The sequence below is a fragment of the Kitasatospora sp. NPDC057904 genome (assembly GCF_042887925.1).
Classification (GTDB): Bacteria; Actinomycetota; Actinomycetes; order Streptomycetales; family Streptomycetaceae; genus Kitasatospora.
This window is the reverse complement of sequence record NZ_JBHVOL010000010.1, coordinates 301,595-317,492: the sequence shown is the minus strand read 5'-3', so window position 1 is coordinate 317,492 and position 15,898 is coordinate 301,595. Positions and strand designations below refer to the sequence as shown.

18 protein-coding genes are annotated in these 15,898 nt (G+C 73.6%); 9 read left to right on the top strand and 9 right to left on the bottom strand.

Annotated elements, in window-relative coordinates:
- On the bottom strand, positions 1–720 hold the full coding sequence (gene fabG, locus ACFVSN_RS25955; protein WP_380446244.1) for a 3-oxoacyl-[acyl-carrier-protein] reductase: 720 nt from the start codon (positions 718–720) through the stop codon (positions 1–3).
- Between the two features lie 296 nt (positions 721–1,016).
- Between fabG and ACFVSN_RS25950 the strand changes: the two genes are divergently transcribed.
- The 6 genes from ACFVSN_RS25950 to ACFVSN_RS25925 all read left to right on the top strand — a co-directional run bounded on the left by ACFVSN_RS25950 (position 1,017) and on the right by ACFVSN_RS25925 (position 6,865).
- Positions 1,017–2,162: an MBL fold metallo-hydrolase gene (locus ACFVSN_RS25950; RefSeq protein WP_387956680.1), complete on the top strand. Its 1,146-nt coding sequence runs from the start codon at positions 1,017–1,019 to the stop codon at positions 2,160–2,162.
- 128 nt (positions 2,163–2,290) lie between these two features.
- Positions 2,291–3,895, top strand: coding sequence for a TldD/PmbA family protein (locus tag ACFVSN_RS25945; RefSeq protein WP_380446246.1), 1,605 nt, complete (start codon positions 2,291–2,293; stop codon positions 3,893–3,895).
- The gene (locus ACFVSN_RS25940; protein ID WP_380505481.1) at positions 3,892–5,289 is read left to right on the top strand and encodes a metallopeptidase TldD-related protein; all 1,398 of its coding nucleotides are present in this window, start codon (positions 3,892–3,894) and stop codon (positions 5,287–5,289) included. Before ACFVSN_RS25945 ends, ACFVSN_RS25940 begins: the two co-directional genes overlap by 4 nt.
- Before the next feature lie 32 nt (positions 5,290–5,321).
- Positions 5,322–5,870 carry an RNA 2'-phosphotransferase gene (locus ACFVSN_RS25935; RefSeq protein WP_387956694.1) on the top strand — a complete coding sequence of 183 codons (549 nt, stop codon included), beginning with the start codon at positions 5,322–5,324 and terminating at the stop codon, positions 5,868–5,870.
- Positions 5,871–5,983: 113 nt separating this feature from the next.
- Complete coding sequence (locus ACFVSN_RS25930; protein ID WP_387602116.1) at positions 5,984–6,367, top strand: DUF3099 domain-containing protein; 384 nt, start codon at positions 5,984–5,986, stop codon at positions 6,365–6,367.
- 288 nt (positions 6,368–6,655) lie between these two features.
- Entirely contained in the window at positions 6,656–6,865 is a 210-nt protein-coding gene (locus ACFVSN_RS25925; RefSeq protein WP_380446249.1) for a hypothetical protein, read from the top strand.
- Between the two features lie 26 nt (positions 6,866–6,891).
- On the opposite strand, the gene moaA is transcribed toward ACFVSN_RS25925, so the two are convergent.
- The 4 genes from moaA to ACFVSN_RS25905 all read right to left on the bottom strand — a co-directional run bounded on the left by moaA (position 6,892) and on the right by ACFVSN_RS25905 (position 11,248).
- Positions 6,892–7,881, bottom strand: a complete 990-nt coding sequence (gene moaA / locus ACFVSN_RS25920) for a GTP 3',8-cyclase MoaA (RefSeq protein WP_380445090.1) — start codon at positions 7,879–7,881, stop codon at positions 6,892–6,894.
- 80 nt (positions 7,882–7,961) lie between these two features.
- Complete coding sequence (locus ACFVSN_RS25915) at positions 7,962–9,572, bottom strand: cation acetate symporter (RefSeq protein ID WP_380445091.1); 1,611 nt, start codon at positions 9,570–9,572, stop codon at positions 7,962–7,964.
- A complete protein-coding gene (locus ACFVSN_RS25910) occupies positions 9,569–9,925 on the bottom strand; it encodes a DUF485 domain-containing protein (RefSeq protein ID WP_380445092.1) in 357 nt (118 codons plus the stop codon). The genes ACFVSN_RS25915 and ACFVSN_RS25910 overlap by 4 nt, the downstream gene beginning before the upstream one ends.
- Before the next feature lie 279 nt (positions 9,926–10,204).
- On the bottom strand, positions 10,205–11,248 hold the full coding sequence (locus ACFVSN_RS25905) for a zinc-dependent alcohol dehydrogenase family protein (protein WP_380499162.1): 1,044 nt from the start codon (positions 11,246–11,248) through the stop codon (positions 10,205–10,207).
- Between the two features lie 125 nt (positions 11,249–11,373).
- Here ACFVSN_RS25905 and ACFVSN_RS25900 point away from each other — a divergent pair, with 125 nt between their 5' ends.
- The 3 genes from ACFVSN_RS25900 (at position 11,374) to ACFVSN_RS25890 (ending at position 14,053) form a co-directional block, all read left to right on the top strand.
- Positions 11,374–12,357 (top strand): DEDDh family exonuclease, encoded by a 984-nt coding sequence (locus ACFVSN_RS25900; protein ID WP_380499163.1) that lies wholly within the window; start codon positions 11,374–11,376, stop codon positions 12,355–12,357.
- Positions 12,358–12,388: 31 nt separating this feature from the next.
- Positions 12,389–13,192 carry an SURF1 family protein gene (locus ACFVSN_RS25895; RefSeq protein WP_387956679.1) on the top strand — a complete coding sequence of 268 codons (804 nt, stop codon included), beginning with the start codon at positions 12,389–12,391 and terminating at the stop codon, positions 13,190–13,192.
- Positions 13,193–13,288: 96 nt separating this feature from the next.
- The gene (locus ACFVSN_RS25890) at positions 13,289–14,053 is read left to right on the top strand and encodes an SDR family oxidoreductase (RefSeq protein ID WP_387956678.1); all 765 of its coding nucleotides are present in this window, start codon (positions 13,289–13,291) and stop codon (positions 14,051–14,053) included.
- A 12-nt stretch (positions 14,054–14,065) separates the two neighbouring features.
- Here the strand turns inward: ACFVSN_RS25890 and ACFVSN_RS25885 are convergent, their stop codons facing one another.
- Genes ACFVSN_RS25885 through ACFVSN_RS25870 form a run of 4 tightly spaced genes read right to left on the bottom strand, consistent with a single transcriptional unit; the run spans position 14,066 to position 15,853 of the window.
- On the bottom strand, positions 14,066–14,713 hold the full coding sequence (locus ACFVSN_RS25885) for an alkaline shock response membrane anchor protein AmaP (RefSeq protein ID WP_387596803.1): 648 nt from the start codon (positions 14,711–14,713) through the stop codon (positions 14,066–14,068).
- Positions 14,710–15,330 (bottom strand): DUF6286 domain-containing protein, encoded by a 621-nt coding sequence (locus tag ACFVSN_RS25880; RefSeq protein WP_387956677.1) that lies wholly within the window; start codon positions 15,328–15,330, stop codon positions 14,710–14,712. Before ACFVSN_RS25880 ends, ACFVSN_RS25885 begins: the two co-directional genes overlap by 4 nt.
- A complete protein-coding gene (locus ACFVSN_RS25875; RefSeq protein WP_380445099.1) occupies positions 15,327–15,662 on the bottom strand; it encodes a hypothetical protein in 336 nt (111 codons plus the stop codon). Before ACFVSN_RS25875 ends, ACFVSN_RS25880 begins: the two co-directional genes overlap by 4 nt.
- Positions 15,662–15,853, bottom strand: a complete 192-nt coding sequence (locus ACFVSN_RS25870; protein WP_380445100.1) for a hypothetical protein — start codon at positions 15,851–15,853, stop codon at positions 15,662–15,664. Before ACFVSN_RS25870 ends, ACFVSN_RS25875 begins: the two co-directional genes overlap by 1 nt.
- Between the last annotated feature and the right edge of the window lie 45 nt (positions 15,854–15,898).

Here is a 15,898-nt window from a genome sequence, read left to right as displayed (position 1 = left end):
TCAGTGACCCATGCCCAATCCGCCGTCGACGGGAATGACGGCTCCGGTGATGTACGCGGCCTCGTCCGAACCGAGGAACCGCACGGTGGACGCGACCTCGGCGGGCGCCGCGTAGCGGCCCAGCGGCACGCCCGAGACGATCTCCTTGCGGCGCTCGTCGCTGAGCACGGCGGTCATGTCGGTGTCGACGAAGCCGGGGGCGACCACGTTGACGGTGATGTTGCGGGCGCCGAGCTCGCGCGCCAGCGACCGGGCGAAGCCGACCAGGCCGGCCTTGGAGGCGGCGTAGTTGGCCTGGCCCGGCGAGCCGGAGAGGCCGACCACGGACGAGATCAGGATCACGCGGCCCTTGCGCGCCCGCATCATCAGCTTGGAGGCGCGCTTGACCACCCGGAACGCCCCGGTGAGGTTGGTGTCGAGGACGGACGTGAAGTCCTCCTCGGACATGCGCAGCAGCAGGGTGTCGTTGGTGATGCCCGCGTTGGCGACCAGCACCTCGACGCCGCCGTGCTTCTGCTCGATCTCGGTGAAGGCGGCGTCCACCTGGGCGGCGTCGGTGATGTCGCAACGCACCGCGAGGACGTCGTACTTCTCCAGGGCCTCGGGCACCTCGCCCGAGCGGCTGGTGATGGCGACCTTGTCGCCCGCCTCGGCGAAGGCCAGGGCGATCGCGAGGCCGATGCCCCGGTTTCCTCCGGTGACGAGAACCGAGCGGCTCAACGATCCACCTCTCTCCGTAAGGGGGTGCGCGTGCGGCTGGATGCGCACGCAGTGTGACCGTATCCGGCGCCCGGCGCCGTCGGCGAATCGGTCTCCCACAGCGCCTCACCGAAGGAACTGTGGCAATCCGACAATCCGCGCCCGGCCTGCCCGGGAGCACCCCGCGGGCCGGCCGGGCGCGCGGACGGGAACACCCGGGCCGGTGCGCCCGTTGCCACCCGTTGTACGGGACGACCCGGGGCCGGCCGTACCCTCTCCCCGAAAGAGTCCCGGCGAGGAACGAAGAGGCAGGGCGCATGACCAAGGCACAGCCCGGGAGCACCCACCGACGCGGACGGCTGCTGGCCCTGACCGCCCTGGCCGCGGTCGCGGGCGCCGCCGCCTGGTCGCTGCGCGATCTCCCGGCCGCGTTCGGACGCCGGCCGGACGGCGAGCGCGAGGAGCGGGTGCGCGACTCCCCGCAGTACCGCGACGGCGTCTTCCACAACGCGCCCTCCACCCTCGCCCGCGCGGCGTCCGCCCCCAGCATCGACGGCGACACCGTCCGCCGCATGGTCTTCCAGCGCGAGGGCCGCGTCCCGGCGCAGCCGGTGCCGCTCATGCGCCCCGCCGACGGCCCGCGTCCGGCCGCCGAGGGCGTGGAGATCACCTGGTACGGGCACGCCTCCGCGCTCGTGGAGATCGAGGGCTCGCGCGTCCTGCTCGACCCGGTCTGGAGCGACCGCTGCTCGCCCTCCGCGCACGTCGGCCCCAAGCGGCTGCACCCCGTACCGGTCGGGCTGGAGGAGCTCCCCCAGGTCGACGCCGTGCTCATCTCGCACGACCACTACGACCACCTCGACATGGCGACGGTCAAGCGCCTGGTGCACACCCAGTCCGCGCCGTTCGCGGTGCCGCTCGGCATCGGCGGCCACCTGCGCCGGTGGGGCGTGCCCGAACACCGGATCATCGAGCTGGACTGGGACGAGACCTGCACGCTCGGCGAGCTCGTGCTCACCCTCACCTCCGCGCACCACTTCTCCGGCCGCGGCCTGACCCGCAACACCACCCTGTGGGGCTCGTGGGTGATCGCCGGCCCCACCCGCAAGGTCTTCTACACCGGCGACTCCGGCTACTTCGAGGGCTACGCCCGGATCGGCGAGCAGCACGGCCCGTTCGACGCCGCCCTCGTCCAGATCGGCGCCTACGACACGGCCTGGGCGGACATCCACATGACGCCCGAGGACGCCGTCCTCGCCCACCGGGACCTGGGCGCCGGCCTGCTCGTGCCCGTCCACTGGTGCACCTTCAACCTCGGGCTGCACCCGTGGGCCGAACCGGTCGAGCGGCTCCTGAAGGAGGCCAAGGCCCAGGCCGTCCCGCTCGCCGTGCCGCGCCCCGGCGAGCGCGTCGACGTCGACAACCCGCCCGAGCTGGACGGTTGGTGGGAGACCGTCGCCTGACGCCCCGCCGGACCGCCGGGGCGGCGCCGGGCAAATGCGCTGGCCGAAAGTGCGTGGACGGGAAATGATGCGGTGCGGGCGCCCCTGTGCGGCGCCGCACCGCCACCCCCCGCGACCAGGGAGCTCGCTTGCCTCCGATCCCTCCGGCCGACAGCGCCGGCGTCCCCCACGGGCGCGCCGTCGATCCGCTGTTCCTCGCCTACCCGCTGCGCGCCCTCGCCGACGCCGCGCTCACCCGGGCCCGTGAACTCGGTGCCGAACACGCCGACTTCCGCCTGGAGCGGGTCCGCAGCGCCTCCTGGCGGCTGCGCGACGCCCGCCCGGCCGGCACCTCCGACAGCGTGCAGCTCGGCTTCGCCGTCCGCGTGCTGCTGGACGGCGCCTGGGGCTTCGCCGCCGGAGTGGACCTCACCACCGACGCGGCGGCGCGGGTCGCCGGGCAGGCCGTGGCGGTGGCCCGGCTGTCCGGCGGGATCAGCCGCGCGGCCGGCTCCGCCGAGCGGGTCGAGCTCGCACCGGAGCCGGTCCACCGGGACGTCACCTGGGTGTCCTCCTACGAGGTCAACCCCTTCGACGTGCCGGACGCCGAGAAGACCGCCCTGCTCGCCGGGTGGAGCTCGCGGCTGCTGGCCGCCGAGGGCGTCTCGCACGTCCAGGCGAGCCTGCTGACCGTCCAGGAGAACAAGTTCTACGCGGACACCGCCGGCACCGTCACCACCCAGCAGCGCATCCGCGTGCACCCGACGCTGGAGGCCACCTCGGTGGACGAGCGCACGGGCGCCTTCGACTCGATGCGCACCCTGGCCCCGCCGGTCGGCCGCGGCTTCGAATACCTCACGGGGGTCCGGGGGTCGTCCCCCGATGGACGGAGCCCGAGGGGCACCGGCTGGGACTGGGACGCCGAACTCGCCGAACTGCCCGTCCTGCTGGCCGAGAAGATGAAGGCCCCGAGCGTCGAGGCGGGCCGCTACGACCTCGTCATCGACCCGTCCAACCTCTGGCTGACCATCCACGAGTCGATCGGCCACGCCACCGAGCTGGACCGCGCCCTCGGCTACGAGGCCGCCTACGCCGGCACCTCCTTCGCCACCTTCGACAAGCTCGGCTCGCTCAAGTACGGCTCCGAGCTGATGCACGTCACCGGCGACCGCACCGCCGAACACGGCCTGTCGACCATCGGCTACGACGACGAGGGCGTCGCCACGCAGTCCTGGGACCTCGTCAAGGACGGCGTCCTGGTCGGCTACCAGCTCGACCGCGGCATGGCGAAGCTCAAGGGCTTCGAGCGCTCCAACGGCTGCGCCTTCGCGGACTCCCCGGCGCACGTCCCGGTGCAGCGGATGGCCAACGTCTCGCTGCGGCCCGCCGCCGACGGCCCGGACACCGAGGGCCTGTTCGCGGGCGTCGAGAACGGCCTCTACATCGTCGGGGACCGCTCCTGGTCCATCGACATGCAGCGCTACAACTTCCAGTTCACCGGGCAACGCGCCTACGCCATCAGGAACGGCGAACTCGCGGGCCAGGTCAAGGACTTCGCCTACCAGGCGACCACCACCGACTTCTGGGGCTCGATGACGGCCGTCGGCGGCCCGCAGACCTACGTCCTCGGCGGCGCCTTCAACTGCGGCAAGGCCCAGCCCGGTCAGGTCGCGGCGGTCAGCCACGGCTGCCCGTCCGCGCTGTTCCGCAACGTCAACGTGCTCAACACCCAGCAGGAGGCGGGTCACCGATGACCGCGACGCAGCCCCACGAACTCGTCGAGCTCGCACTCGGCCTCTCCCGCGCCGACGGCTGCGTGGTGATCGCCGACGAGGAGTCCACCGCCAACCTCCGCTGGGCCGGCAACGCGCTGACCACCAACGGCGTCACCCGCGGCCGCCGCCTCACCGTGATCGCCACCGTGGCCGGCGCCGAGGGCACCGCCTCCGGCGTGGTCTCGCGCGAGGCCGTCACCGCGGACGAGGTCGAGAGCCTCGTCCGGGCCGCCGAGGAGGCCGCCCGCGCCGCCGGACCGGCCGAGGACGCCCAGCAGCTGGCCGCCGGCCTGCCGGCCTCGCCGCACTTCGACCAGCCGCCCGCCGAGACCTCGATCGACGTCTTCGCGGACTTCGGCCCGGCCCTCGGCGAGGCCTTCGCCCGCGCCGCCGCCCGGGGCGAACTGCTCTACGGCTTCGCCCGGCACGAGGTGACCACCAGCTACCTGGGCACCTCCACCGGCCTGCGGCTGCGCCACGACCAGCCGACCGGCATGGTCGAGATCAACGCCAAGACCGCCGACCTGTCCGGCTCGGCCTGGGTCGGCGCCGCCACCCGGGACTTCACCGACGTCGACGTCACCGCCCTGCACGCCGAACTGACCAAGCGCCTGGGCTGGGGCGCCCGCACGGTGGACCTCCCGGCCGGCCGCTACGAGACGCTGCTGCCGCCCTCGGCCGTCGCCGACCTCATGGTCTACCTGCACTGGTCCGCCGGCGGCCGGGACGCCCACGAGGGCCGCACGGTCTTCTCCAAGCCGGGCGGCGGCACCCGCGTCGGCGACGAGCTCGCCGCGCTGCCGCTGACGCTGCGCGCCGACCCGCGCGAACCCGGCCTGGAGGCCACGCCGTTCGTCCTCGCGCACGCCACCGGCGGCGACGTCTCGGTGTTCGACAACGGCCTGCCGATCAGCGCCACCGAGTGGATCCGCGAGGGCGTGCTGACCGACCTGGTCACCTCCCGCCACGCGGCCGGCCTCACCGGCCTGCCGCTGCGCCCGGCCGTCGACAACCTGGTGCTGGAGACGGCCGACCAGGACGCCGCGCCGACGCTGGACGAGATGATCGCCCGCACCGAGCGCGGCCTGCTGCTCACCTGCCTCTGGTACATCCGCGAGGTGGACCCGGCGACGCTGCTGCTCACCGGCCTCACCCGGGACGGCGTCTACCTGGTCGAGAACGGCGAGGTGGTCGGCGCGGTCAACAACTTCCGGTTCAACGAGTCGCCGGTCGACCTGCTCGGCCGGATCACCGAGGCGGGCCGCACCGAGCGGTGCCTGCCGCGCGAGTGGAGCGACTGGTTCACCCGCACCGCGATGCCACCCGTGCGTGTCGCGGACTTCAACATGAGTTCGGTCAGCCAGGCCTCATAGCCACTGGCCGACGGGGGGATACGAGAGACATGATGGACGAGAAGCGGCTGGTCAAGACGAGCAAGATGCTGTCGCGCATCCTGCGGCACGAGCCCGGGTGGGTCGGGATCACCCTCGACGAGGCCGGCTGGGTGCGGATCGACCTGCTCCTCGCCGCCCTCGCGGCGAAGGGCAACCGGCTGAGCAGGGCCGACCTGGACCACATCGTCGCGACGAACAACAAGCGCCGGTTCGGCTACTCCGCCGACGGTCTCTCGATCCGCGCCAACCAGGGCCACACGGTGGCGGTCGACCTCGGTCTGGCCGCCGCCGTGCCGCCCCCGGTGCTCTACCACGGCACCGCCGACCGGCACCTGGCGGCGATCTTCCACGAGGGCCTGCGCCCGATGGCCCGCCAGGACGTCCACCTCTCGGCGGACACCGAGACGGCCACCCGGGTCGGCTCCCGGCACGGCCGCCCGGTCGTGCTCACCGTGAACGCCGCCGCGATGGTGGCGGACGGCCACGAGTTCCGGATCAGCGAGAACGGCGTCTGGCTCACCGGCGCCGTCCCCCCGCAGCACCTCTCCCGGCGGCCCTGACGGACCCGTCGCGCGTGTCCGCCCGCCCCGGTCTCGTCCTCGGCCGGGGTGCGGCGTACGGTGAATTGGCCGCGCGGCCGGACGCGCGGGTGCTCCGACGAGGACGGTAGGACATGGGCAAGAGCGCGGACGGCGGGCAGGTCCACCGGATCACGGGGGCGCGCAGCAGCCTCACCGAGGACGTCCGCGGGCGGCAGCGCCGCTACGTGGCCTCGATGCTGCTGCGGACGGCCTGCGTGCTGCTGGCCGTGGTGCTGTGGGACGTGCAGCGCTGGCTGGCGGTCGGCGCGCTCGCGGGCGGCGTGCTGCTGCCGTACTTCGCGGTGCTGATCGCCAACGCCGGACGGGAGCGGGCGCCGGGTCTGCCGAGCACCTTCGACATCCCGCTCGACACCCCGCTGATGCTCGGCCCCGGTGGTACGGGTGGGGCGGGTGCGGCGGCCGGTACAGGAGAGGCAAAGAAGTCTCCCACCGATCCTTCACAGAGCGGGAGCTGACTGTCCGGGTCCTCCACGTTCACGGTGGTTTGACTCGGCGAAAGCTCAAAAGAACCTCAGATTAATCATGCAAGACCTCCCCAAACCGGGGTCTCGGCGTGACATACTGCGTACGCGCTCCGCATCCCCCGTCGGAGCGACGGACCGACGCCGGGCGGCTCCCCCCGTGGCTGCCCGGCGTCGCCATGCCCGCCCCGGGCCGCGCCGGGATCCCCGGCCGCCGGTGTGCGGAAGGGCCCGTGAAAGACTGGCGGTGCACAACCCCCGCCAAGCCCCGAGGACGGCCCGATGGACACCCCGCAGACGCCGATCTGCTCCGCCAAGGGCTGCCGGGCGGACGCCGGCTGGGTGTTGGTGTGGAACAACCCCAAGCTGCACACCCCGGACCGTCGCAAGACCTGGCTCGCGTGCGACGAGCACCGCGAGCACCTGTCCCAGTTCCTGGGCGTGCGCGGCTTCCTCAAGGAGGTCGTCGCCTTCGCCGACTGGACCTCTTAGGCGGACTAGTGCCACAGCACTAGCCGCTAGCCCCCGATCGCCGACATCGGCCGGTCGGGCTGGTGGAACTCCGGGTCGTCGATCCCCGCGCCCGCCTTCTTGCCCCACATCGCCGCCCGCCACAGGGCACCGATCTCGGCGTCGTCGGCGCCCGTGCGCAGGGCGGTGCGCAGGTCCGTCTCCCCGGTCGCGAAGAGGCAGTTGCGCACCTGGCCGTCGGCGGTGAGCCGGGTGCGGTCGCAGGCGCGGCAGAAGGGGCGCGTGACGGAGGCGATCACGCCGACCCGGGCCGGGCCGCCGTCCACCAGCCAGCGTTCGGCCGGCGCGGCGCCCCGGCGCGCGGAGGGCTCCGGGGCGAGCGCGAAGCGCGCGGCGAGCCGGTCGAGGATCTCCTCGGCGGTGATCATCGACGTGCGGTCCCAGCCGTGCTGGGCGTCCAGCGGCATCTGCTCGATGAACCGCAGCTCGTAGCCGCGCTCCAGGCACCAGGCGAGCAGGTCGGGCGCCTCGTGGTCGTTGACCCCGCGCATCAGCACCGCGTTCAGCTTCACCGGGGTCAGCCCGGCGGCCTCGGCGGCGGCCAGCCCGTCCAGGACGTCCTGGTGGCGCTTGCGGCGGGTGAGCGTGAAGAACACCTCGGGGTCGAGGGTGTCCAGGGAGACGTTGACGCGGTCGAGCCCGGCCTCGCGCAGCGCCGTCGCGGTGCGGGCCAGGCCTATCCCGTTGGTCGTGAGCGAGATCTCCGGGCGCGGCTCCAGTTCGCCGCACGCGGCGACGATCGCGACGAGCCCGGGGCGCAGCAGCGGCTCGCCGCCGGTGAAGCGCACCTCCCGCACGCCGAGGTCGCGCACCGCGATCGTGACCAGCCGGACGATCTCCTCGTCGGTGAGCAGGTCGGGCTTGCCGAGCCACTGCAGCCCCTCCTCGGGCATGCAGTACGTGCAGCGCAGGTTGCACCGGTCGGTGAGGGAGACGCGCAGGTCGACGGCCTGTCGTCCGAACGTGTCGAGTAGCACGGCGGTCCCTTCACCAGTAATGCGGCCGGCCCGGCCCACCGTCGCGGCGGGGCCGGGCCAGCATAGTCATCGCGCGGTGATCAGTGGGCGCCCAGTCCGGTCAGCGAGCGGACCTCCAGTTCAGCGTACTTCGCCGGGTCGGGGCTTTCCTTGGACAGCAGGGTGCCGATCCAGCCGGCCAGGAAGCCGATCGGGATGGAGACCAGGCCGGGGTTCTCCAGCGGGAACCAGTGGAAGTCCGAGTCCGGGAAGAGCGAGGTCTTCGCGCCGGAGACCACCGGCGAGAAGATCACCAGCAGCACCGAGCTGATCAGGCCCGCGTAGACGGAGGCGACGGCGCCGGCCGTGGTGAAGCGCTTCCAGAACAGCGAGTAGAGCAGCGTCGGAAGGTTCGCCGAGGCGGCCACCGCGAAGGCCAGGGCGACCAGGGCCGCGGTGTTGAGCTTGCCGGCGAAGAGGCTGAGCACGATGGCCACCGCGCCGATCGCGACGGCGGCCCACTTCGCCGAGAGCACCTCCTCCTTCTCGGTGGCCCGGCCGCGCCGGATCACGTTGGCGTAGAGGTCGTGCGCGAAGGAGGCCGAGGAGGCCAGGGTGAGGCCGGCGACGACGGCGAGGATGGTGGCGAAGGCGACCGCGGAGATCACCGCGAGCAGGATCGCGCCCCCGGTGGAGCCCGCGCCGCCGCCGAGCGACTCGGCCAGCTGCGGCGCCGCGGTGTTGCCCGCCGCGTTGGCCGCCTTGATCGCCTTGGGCCCGACGAGCGCCGCCGCGCCGAAGCCGAGCGCCAGCGTCATCAGGTAGAAGACGCCGATGATGCCGATCGCCCAGAGCACCGACTTCCGCGCCGCCTTGGCGGTGGGCACGGTGTAGAAGCGGACGAGGATGTGCGGCAGGCCGGCGGTGCCGAGCACCAGCGCGATCCCGAGGCTGATGAAGTCGAGCTTGGTGGTGCCGCTGACGCCGTACTTCAGCCCGGGTTCGAGGAAGGCCGCGCCCTTGCCGCTCGCGCTGGCGGCGGCGCCGAGCAGCTCGGACGGGTTGAAGTGGTACTTGGCGAGCACCAGGACGGTCATCAGCGCGGTACCGGCGATCAGCAGCACGGCCTTGACGATCTGCACCCAGGTGGTGCCCTTCATGCCCCCTATCACGACGTAGACGACCATCAGCGCGCCGACCGCGACGATGGTCCAGCGCTTGGCGCCCTCCCCGCTGACGCCGAGCAGCAGGGCGACCAGCGTCCCGGCGCCGACCATCTGGGCGAGCAGGTAGAAGATCGACACGATGATCGTGGAGACGCCCGCGGCGGTGCGCACCGGGCGCTGCTTCATCCGGAACGCGAGCACGTCCGCCATGGTGTAGCGGCCGGCGTTGCGCAGCGGCTCGGCGATCAGGAGCAGGGCGACCAGCCAGGCCACCAGGAACCCGATCGAGTACAGGAAGCCGTCGTACCCGGAGAGGGCGATGGCGCCGGCGATGCCGAGGAAGGACGCGGCGGACATGTAGTCGCCGGAGATGGCCAGGCCGTTCTGGAAGCCGGTGAAGCCCCGGCCGCCGGCGTAGAAGTCGGCGGCGTCCTTGGTCTGCCGGCCGGCCCAGACGGTGATGCCGAGCGTGAGCAGCACGAAGAACCCGAACAGGGTCATCGTGAGTCCGCGGTGCTCGGTGGCGGAGCTGGCGAGCAGGATCATTCGGCGGACTCCCGGGGAGCATGGACGACGGCGCCGTGGGCCTCGCGGATCGCGGCGGCGGGCGGGTCGATCCGCCGGTCCGCGTACCGGGCGTACCACGCCGCGATGGCGAAGGTGGTGACGAACTGCAGCAGCCCCAGCACCAGTGCGACGTTGATGTGCCCGACGACCTTGGTGCCCATCAGACCGGGCGCGTAGCTGGAGAGCAGGATGTAGAGCAGGTACCACAGCACGAAGCCGATGGTGACCGGGAAGGCGAAGTTCCGGAAGGAACTCCGCAGGGCCCGGAACTCCTGGCTCTCGTCGATGAGTTGGACATCCGTAGGGGCAGTGGTGATCGGCGGCGATTCCACGCTGTACTCCTCACTCCTTCGGCGTAGCGGTCGCACAAGGCGGACGGTCGGACGTGAGGGGCGTCACAATCCGTATGCGCGCCGCGCAATGCTAGGAGCGTCGTGCCCGCCCCGGAAGGGGTTGACTGCGATCGGCCGCCTGTTCACCCCCTCGCACTATCCAATTGGCCGAAAACCACCACTGGCGTCACTTCGGGACCGCCTCGCCCCACGACTGAGGGGCGCCACCGTCCAACGGTGGCGCCCCTCGTGACGATCTCTCGGGTTCGAGCGGGACCGTCAGAAGGCGATCCGGACCTTCAGGGCCGAGCGGTCGTCCATCGCCCGGTAACCGTCCGGGACCTCCGCCAGTCCGACCGTCCGGTCGAACACCAGGCCCGGCTCGATGGCGCCCGAGAGGACGTCGGGCAGCAGCTCGGGGATGTAGGCGCGGGCCGGCGCCACCCCGCCGTTCAGCGAAACGTTGCGACCGAACATCTGGCCGATATCGACGCCGGCGCTCCCGCCGTGCGGCACCCCGACGTAGCCCACCGCGCCGCCGTCGCGGGTGATCGAGACGGCCGTGCGCATCGACTCCTCGGTGCCGACGGCCTCCAGCACCGCGTGCGCGCCCAGTCCGCCGGTCAGCTCCTTCACGGCTTCCACGGCCGCGTCGCCGCGCTCGGCCACCACGTCCGTCGCCCCGAAGCGCCGGGCGAGGTCCGTGCGGGCGGGGTGCCGGCCGAGCGCGATGATCCGGCCCGCGCCGAGCCGGTGCGCCGCCAGCACTCCGCACAGGCCCACCGCGCCGTCGCCGACCACGGCGACCGTCGCACCCGGACGCACCCGCGCCGAGACGGCCGCGTGGTGACCGGTGGACATCACGTCCGACAGCGCGAGCAGGCCGGGCAGCAGCTTCTCGTCGCCGGCCGCCTCCTTCGGCAGCCCGACCAGCGTCCCGTCCGCGAACGGCACCCGGACCGCCTCACCCTGGCCGCCGTCCGAGCCCACCTGGCCCCAGAAGCCGCCGTGCGGGCAGGAGGTCTGGAGGCCTTCGAGACAGAACTCACAGGTGCCGTCCGACCAGACGAACGGCGCCACGACGAGGTCGCCCTTCGCGAAGCCGCGCACCTCGGCGCCGGCCTCCTCGACGACGCCCAGGAACTCGTGGCCGATCCGCTGCCCGGCCACGCGCTGCGCGACCCCGCGGTAGGCCCAGAGGTCGCTGCCGCAGATGCAGGCGTTCAGGACCCGGACCACGGCGTCCGTCGGCTGGCGGAGCACCGGGTCGGGGACCTCTTCGATCCGGATGTCGTTGGGGCCGTGAATGACGGTGGCGCGCATGGATTTTCGTCCTTGTCTACGGGGTCGGCCGCATGTACGACGCCTATGCGGAACACTCTATTCCGACCGCCCCACCTGAACATTTCGGCCGGACGCCACCCGATCGGCGCTTATCCTGTTGGACCATGCAACCGATCCAGCCCGAGACGCACGGCGTGCACCTCCCGGCCCAGCGCACCGCCACCCTCGACGGGGGCTTCGCCGTGGTGGACGTCGAGACCACCGGCCTCGGCCGCTCGGACCGCGTCATCTCCGCGGGCGTCTACCAGCTGGACCCGGACGGCGAGATCACCGACCACTGGTACACCCTGGTCAACCCCGAGCGGGACCCGGGCCCGGTCTGGATCCACGGCCTCACCGCCCAGCTGCTCTCCGGCGCCCCGACCTTCCCGGAGATCGCCGACGAGTTCGCCACCCGCCTCGCGGACCGCGTCCTGGTCGCCCACAACGCGCTCTTCGACTGGAACATGATCTCCCGCGAGTTCTCCCGGGCCGGCCGCCGCGCCCCGGTCGACCAGCGGATCTGCACCATGGTCCTCTCCCGCGACCTGCGCCTGCCGCTGCCCAACGGCAAGCTCTCCTCGCTCGCCGCGCACTTCGGCGTCCAGCAGCGCCAGGCCCACAACGCCCTGGACGACGCCCGCGTGCTCGCCGAGGCGTTCCGCCCCAGCCTGCACCTGGCGCGCCTGGGCGGCGTCCCGCTGCCCCTGCAGACCTGCGTCGCGGTCACCGACCTCGGCGAGGACGAGCCCGCCGCCCCCGGCCGCAGCGGCTGGACCGGCGCCGCCTACCGCCAGGCCAAGAAGCGCCCGCCGTGCCCGTACCCGAACCCGGGGCGCTGGGAGGACGGCAAGCCGCTGGTCCAGGGCATGCGGGTGGCGTTCACCGGCGACACCGCCACCGACCGCGAGCTGCTGGAGGACCGCGCCGCCGAGGCCGGCCTGCACATCGCCGGCTCGGTGAGCCGGCTCACCAGCCTCCTCGTCACCAACGAGCCGAACAGCTGGAGCGGCAAGGCGCGCAAGGCCCGCGAGGTGGGCACCCCGGTCGTCGGCGAGGACGCCTTCCTCCAGCTGCTGCGCGAGGTCGCCCCGCACCCCGGTGCGTGAGGCGCCTGTGAGGTCGGCGTACGGTTCCCATGTGTACCGTTTTCTGCTGACCCGGCAATGGCTGATCACCCTGCTGATCGCGCTGCTGCTGATCCCCACGACGATCAAGCTGGGTTTCTGGCAGCTGCACCGTCACGAGGCTCGGGTGGCCCGCAACGAGCTGATCGCCAAGGCGCTCACCGCCCAGCCGGAGCCGTTCGACAGCCTGTCGCCGACCGCGGGCTTCGCGGTCCCCTCGGACCTCACCTGGCGCGCGGTGACGGCCGTCGGCCAGTACGACCCGGCGCACGAGTTCGTGGTCCGCAAGCGGACCGACTCCAACGGGACCATCGGCTACTTCGTCGTGACCCCGCTGAAGCTGTCGGACGGCAAGGGCACCGTCCTGGTCAACCGCGGCTGGGTCGCCTCCGGTGACACCGCCACCGAGTACCCGCCCGTCCCGGCGGCCCCGAGCGGCGAGGTCACCGTCACCGGCCGGATGCGCGCCGACGAGACGGTCAAGGGCAGCGGCGGTTTCGTCAAGGACCGGGCCGGCCTGCCCGACCGCCAGTTCAACCTGATCAACACCGAGCAGCAGGCCAAGGAGACCGGCGTCCCCCTGCTCGGCGGCTACCTGGAGCTCACCGGCACCACCCCGGCCCCGGCCGCCCAGCCCGCGCTGATCCCCGACCCCGACCACTCCGACATCGGCCCGCACATGGCCTACGCGATCCAGTGGTGGCTGTTCACCTCGATGATCCCGGTCGGCGTGTGGATCCTGATCCGCCGCGAGGCCAAGGACCGCGCCAGGCAGCAGGCCGAACCCGCAGCCGCCGCGGAGACCGTCCCCGCCTGAGACCGTCCCCGCCCGAGGTCGGGCGCGCTTGAGGTCGGGCGCGCTTGAGGTCGGCCGCGCCACGCCGGACGCCCCCGACCCGGCAAGATGTCCCCCATGGATCTCGGACTGAAGGACAAGGCGTACGTCGTCACCGGTGCCACCCGCGGCCTCGGCTTCGCCACCGCCCGTGAACTCGCCGCCGACGGCGCCCACGTGCTGGTGACCGGCCGGACCGAGGAGGCCGTGGACGCGGCCGTCGCCGAACTCGCCGGTCTCCCCGGCACCGTCCACGGCGTGACCGCCGACAACGCCGACCCGCGGACCGCCGAACGGCTCGTCGCCGAGGCGAGCGCCGCCTTCGGCCGCCTGGACGGCGTCCTGATCAGCGTCGGCGGCCCCCAGGCCGGCCCGGTCGGGACGACCCCGGAAGAGGCCTGGCGCGACGCCTTCGAGTCGGTCTTCCTCGGCGCCCTGCGCATCGCCCGCACCGCCGCCGTGACCCTCGGCGAGGGCGGCGTGATCGGCTTCGTGCTCTCGGCGTCCGTCCGCCAGCCGATCGCGGGCCTCGGCATCTCCAACGGCCTGCGCCCCGGCCTCGCGATGGCCGCCAAGTCGCTCGCCGACGAGCTCGGCCCGCGCGGCATCCGGGTGGTCGGCCTGCTCCCGGCCCGGATCGACACCGACCGGGTCCGCGAGCTCGACGCCCTCGGCGGCGACCCGGACGGCGCCCGCGCCCACCACAGCGCCGCCATCCCGCTCGGCCGCTACGGCACCCCGGAGGAGTTCGGCCGGGTCGCCGCGTTCCTGCTCTCCCCCGCCGCGTCCTACCTGACTGGCGTGATGGTCCCGGTGGACGGCGGAGCCCTGCGCACCCTCTGAGCCCCCGGCCGGTCACTCCACCCGCGGAGGCCTCCGCCGCTGCCGCCGCCGACGGCGCCGCGGACCGGCGGGGGCCTCCTGGAGCACCCGGATCCGCAGGTCGGCGGGCAGCTCCGGCACCCCGAGGCTCCCGAGGGCGTCGGCCCGCGGTCCCGTCTCGAAATGCTCCACCAGCGCGGCCGGATCCCCGCCGGGGGTGAGCCGGACGGCCCCCCGCAGCCGCGGGTGCCCGGGCGCGCGCACCAGGCGCACGTCCACGCGCTCGACCTCGGGCAGCACGACGGCCCCCGACTCCAGCGCCTCCTCCAGCGCCCGCGCGCTCACCCGCATCCTGAGCCCGGCCACCCCGGGCGTCGGCACCGCGATGCTGGAGAGCCCGGTGCGCCGCAGCTGCGCCACGAGCCACCACACCATGGCCAGGACCAGCGCCGACAGCCCGCCGATGACGGTCGGCCACCACCAGGAGCCCGCCACCCACCGGGTGCGCGACCTCGCGCTCACCACGGGCTGGTGGGGCGAGGTCAGCGGCCACCAGTCGGGCGGGTGCACCCCGAGCCGCCCGTACAGGTCGAGCCCGCCGGCCAGCACCAGCACCCCGGCCACCACGAGCGCCGCCCCGACCAGTCCGATCAGCACCCGGTTGACGGTCCCCCGGCTCATCCCGCCGCCCCGCCCACGCCGCCCGCGCTCCCCGCCGCCTCCGTCTCCGCCTCCCCGGCCCCCTCCCGCGGCACCGTCCGGACGTCCAGCCGCAACGGCCGCGCCAGCGTCACCCGCGCGAGCTCGTCCCGCAGCTGCCGCTGCAGCGACGCCGGGTCGGACGGCCCGTACAGGTGCACCCGGACCCTCCGCCGCCCGATCTGGATCCGGACCCGCTCGACGTCCGGGAGCCCGGCCGCCCGGTCGGTCAGCAGGTGCCCGATCCCGGACCGGTTGATCACCGCGCTGGTGCCCCCGTGCGGACGCAGCGCCAGCCACCGGCGCAGCCCCGGCGCGAACGCCAGCCAGAGCAGCAGCGCCCCCAGCCCGGTGGCCGCCCCCGCCCCGACCAGGACCCACAGGTCGTCGAGGTGACGGGTCGCGAGCTCGTCCGCGATCTCCGCCCGCCACCGCCGGACGGAGTGTCCGGTCCGCACCGACACCACGTCATAGAGCAGCGCGCCCGCGATCACCAGCACGCCCGCCGCCACCAGCACCGCCTCGGGCGTCCGCGCCGCCCGCGGCCGCCGTACCTTCCCCTCGCCCGCCCCCGTCTCCCCCTCCTCCGGAGCCGTCACGACCGCCCTCCCGTCACCAGCCGCTCCACGACCACGACCACCTCCGACACCCGCGTCCCCGTCAGCCCCTTGACCCGTGTCCCGACGCGGTCCCGCACGGCCCGGGCGAGCCCGGCCAGGTCGGCGGGGAACGGCAGCTCGACCTCCACCCGGACCCGGACGGTGCTGCCGGGGACGGACACCGACACCACGGGCAGCGCACCCCTGACCGACCGTCCGGCCCACGCCTCCGCCAGGGCCTCCGTGGCCGCGCGGGCCGCGATGCGCGCGTACGCGCGGTCGGAGATCCGGATCCGGCCGCGCGTCGCCGCCGGGGCGGCCGGGCCCGCCATCAGCGGCGCCGGTCGCGGCCGCGGAGCAGGTCGCCCAGGTCCCCGAGTTCGATGTCGCCCTCCAGCAGCCGCCCGGCCACGAAGCCGACCAGCCCCAGCGCCGCCACCAGCAGGAAGGCCGCGAACCCGCCGAAGTACCCGGCGAAGCCGAGCGCCATGCCCACCACAAGGCCGACCACGGCCAGGTTCATCCGCTACTCCCTCGTCCTGCGCCCGGGATCCCGCGCGCCCGGGCC

Excerpts from the sequence above, each read along its gene's own strand:
- ACFVSN_RS25930 (WP_387602116.1), top strand. The coding sequence starts at position 5,984 with ATGGGCAAGAGCGCGGACGGCGGGCAGGTCCACCGGATCACGGGGGCG.
- ACFVSN_RS25925 (WP_380446249.1), top strand. The coding sequence starts at position 6,656 with ATGGACACCCCGCAGACGCCGATCTGCTCCGCCAAGGGCTGCCGGGCG.
- ACFVSN_RS25900 (WP_380499163.1), top strand. The coding sequence starts at position 11,374 with ATGCAACCGATCCAGCCCGAGACGCACGGCGTGCACCTCCCGGCCCAG.
- ACFVSN_RS25940 (WP_380505481.1), top strand. The coding sequence starts at position 3,892 with ATGACCGCGACGCAGCCCCACGAACTCGTCGAGCTCGCACTCGGCCTC.
- ACFVSN_RS25885 (WP_387596803.1), bottom strand. The coding sequence starts at position 14,713 with ATGAGCCGGGGGACCGTCAACCGGGTGCTGATCGGACTGGTCGGGGCG.
- ACFVSN_RS25905 (WP_380499162.1), bottom strand. The coding sequence starts at position 11,248 with ATGCGCGCCACCGTCATTCACGGCCCCAACGACATCCGGATCGAAGAG.
- ACFVSN_RS25950 (WP_387956680.1), top strand. The coding sequence starts at position 1,017 with ATGACCAAGGCACAGCCCGGGAGCACCCACCGACGCGGACGGCTGCTG.
- ACFVSN_RS25875 (WP_380445099.1), bottom strand. The coding sequence starts at position 15,662 with ATGGCGGGCCCGGCCGCCCCGGCGGCGACGCGCGGCCGGATCCGGATC.
- ACFVSN_RS25915 (WP_380445091.1), bottom strand. The coding sequence starts at position 9,572 with ATGATCCTGCTCGCCAGCTCCGCCACCGAGCACCGCGGACTCACGATG.
- ACFVSN_RS25890 (WP_387956678.1), top strand. The coding sequence starts at position 13,289 with ATGGATCTCGGACTGAAGGACAAGGCGTACGTCGTCACCGGTGCCACC.
- ACFVSN_RS25870 (WP_380445100.1), bottom strand. The coding sequence starts at position 15,853 with ATGAACCTGGCCGTGGTCGGCCTTGTGGTGGGCATGGCGCTCGGCTTC.
- ACFVSN_RS25935 (WP_387956694.1), top strand. The coding sequence starts at position 5,322 with ATGGACGAGAAGCGGCTGGTCAAGACGAGCAAGATGCTGTCGCGCATC.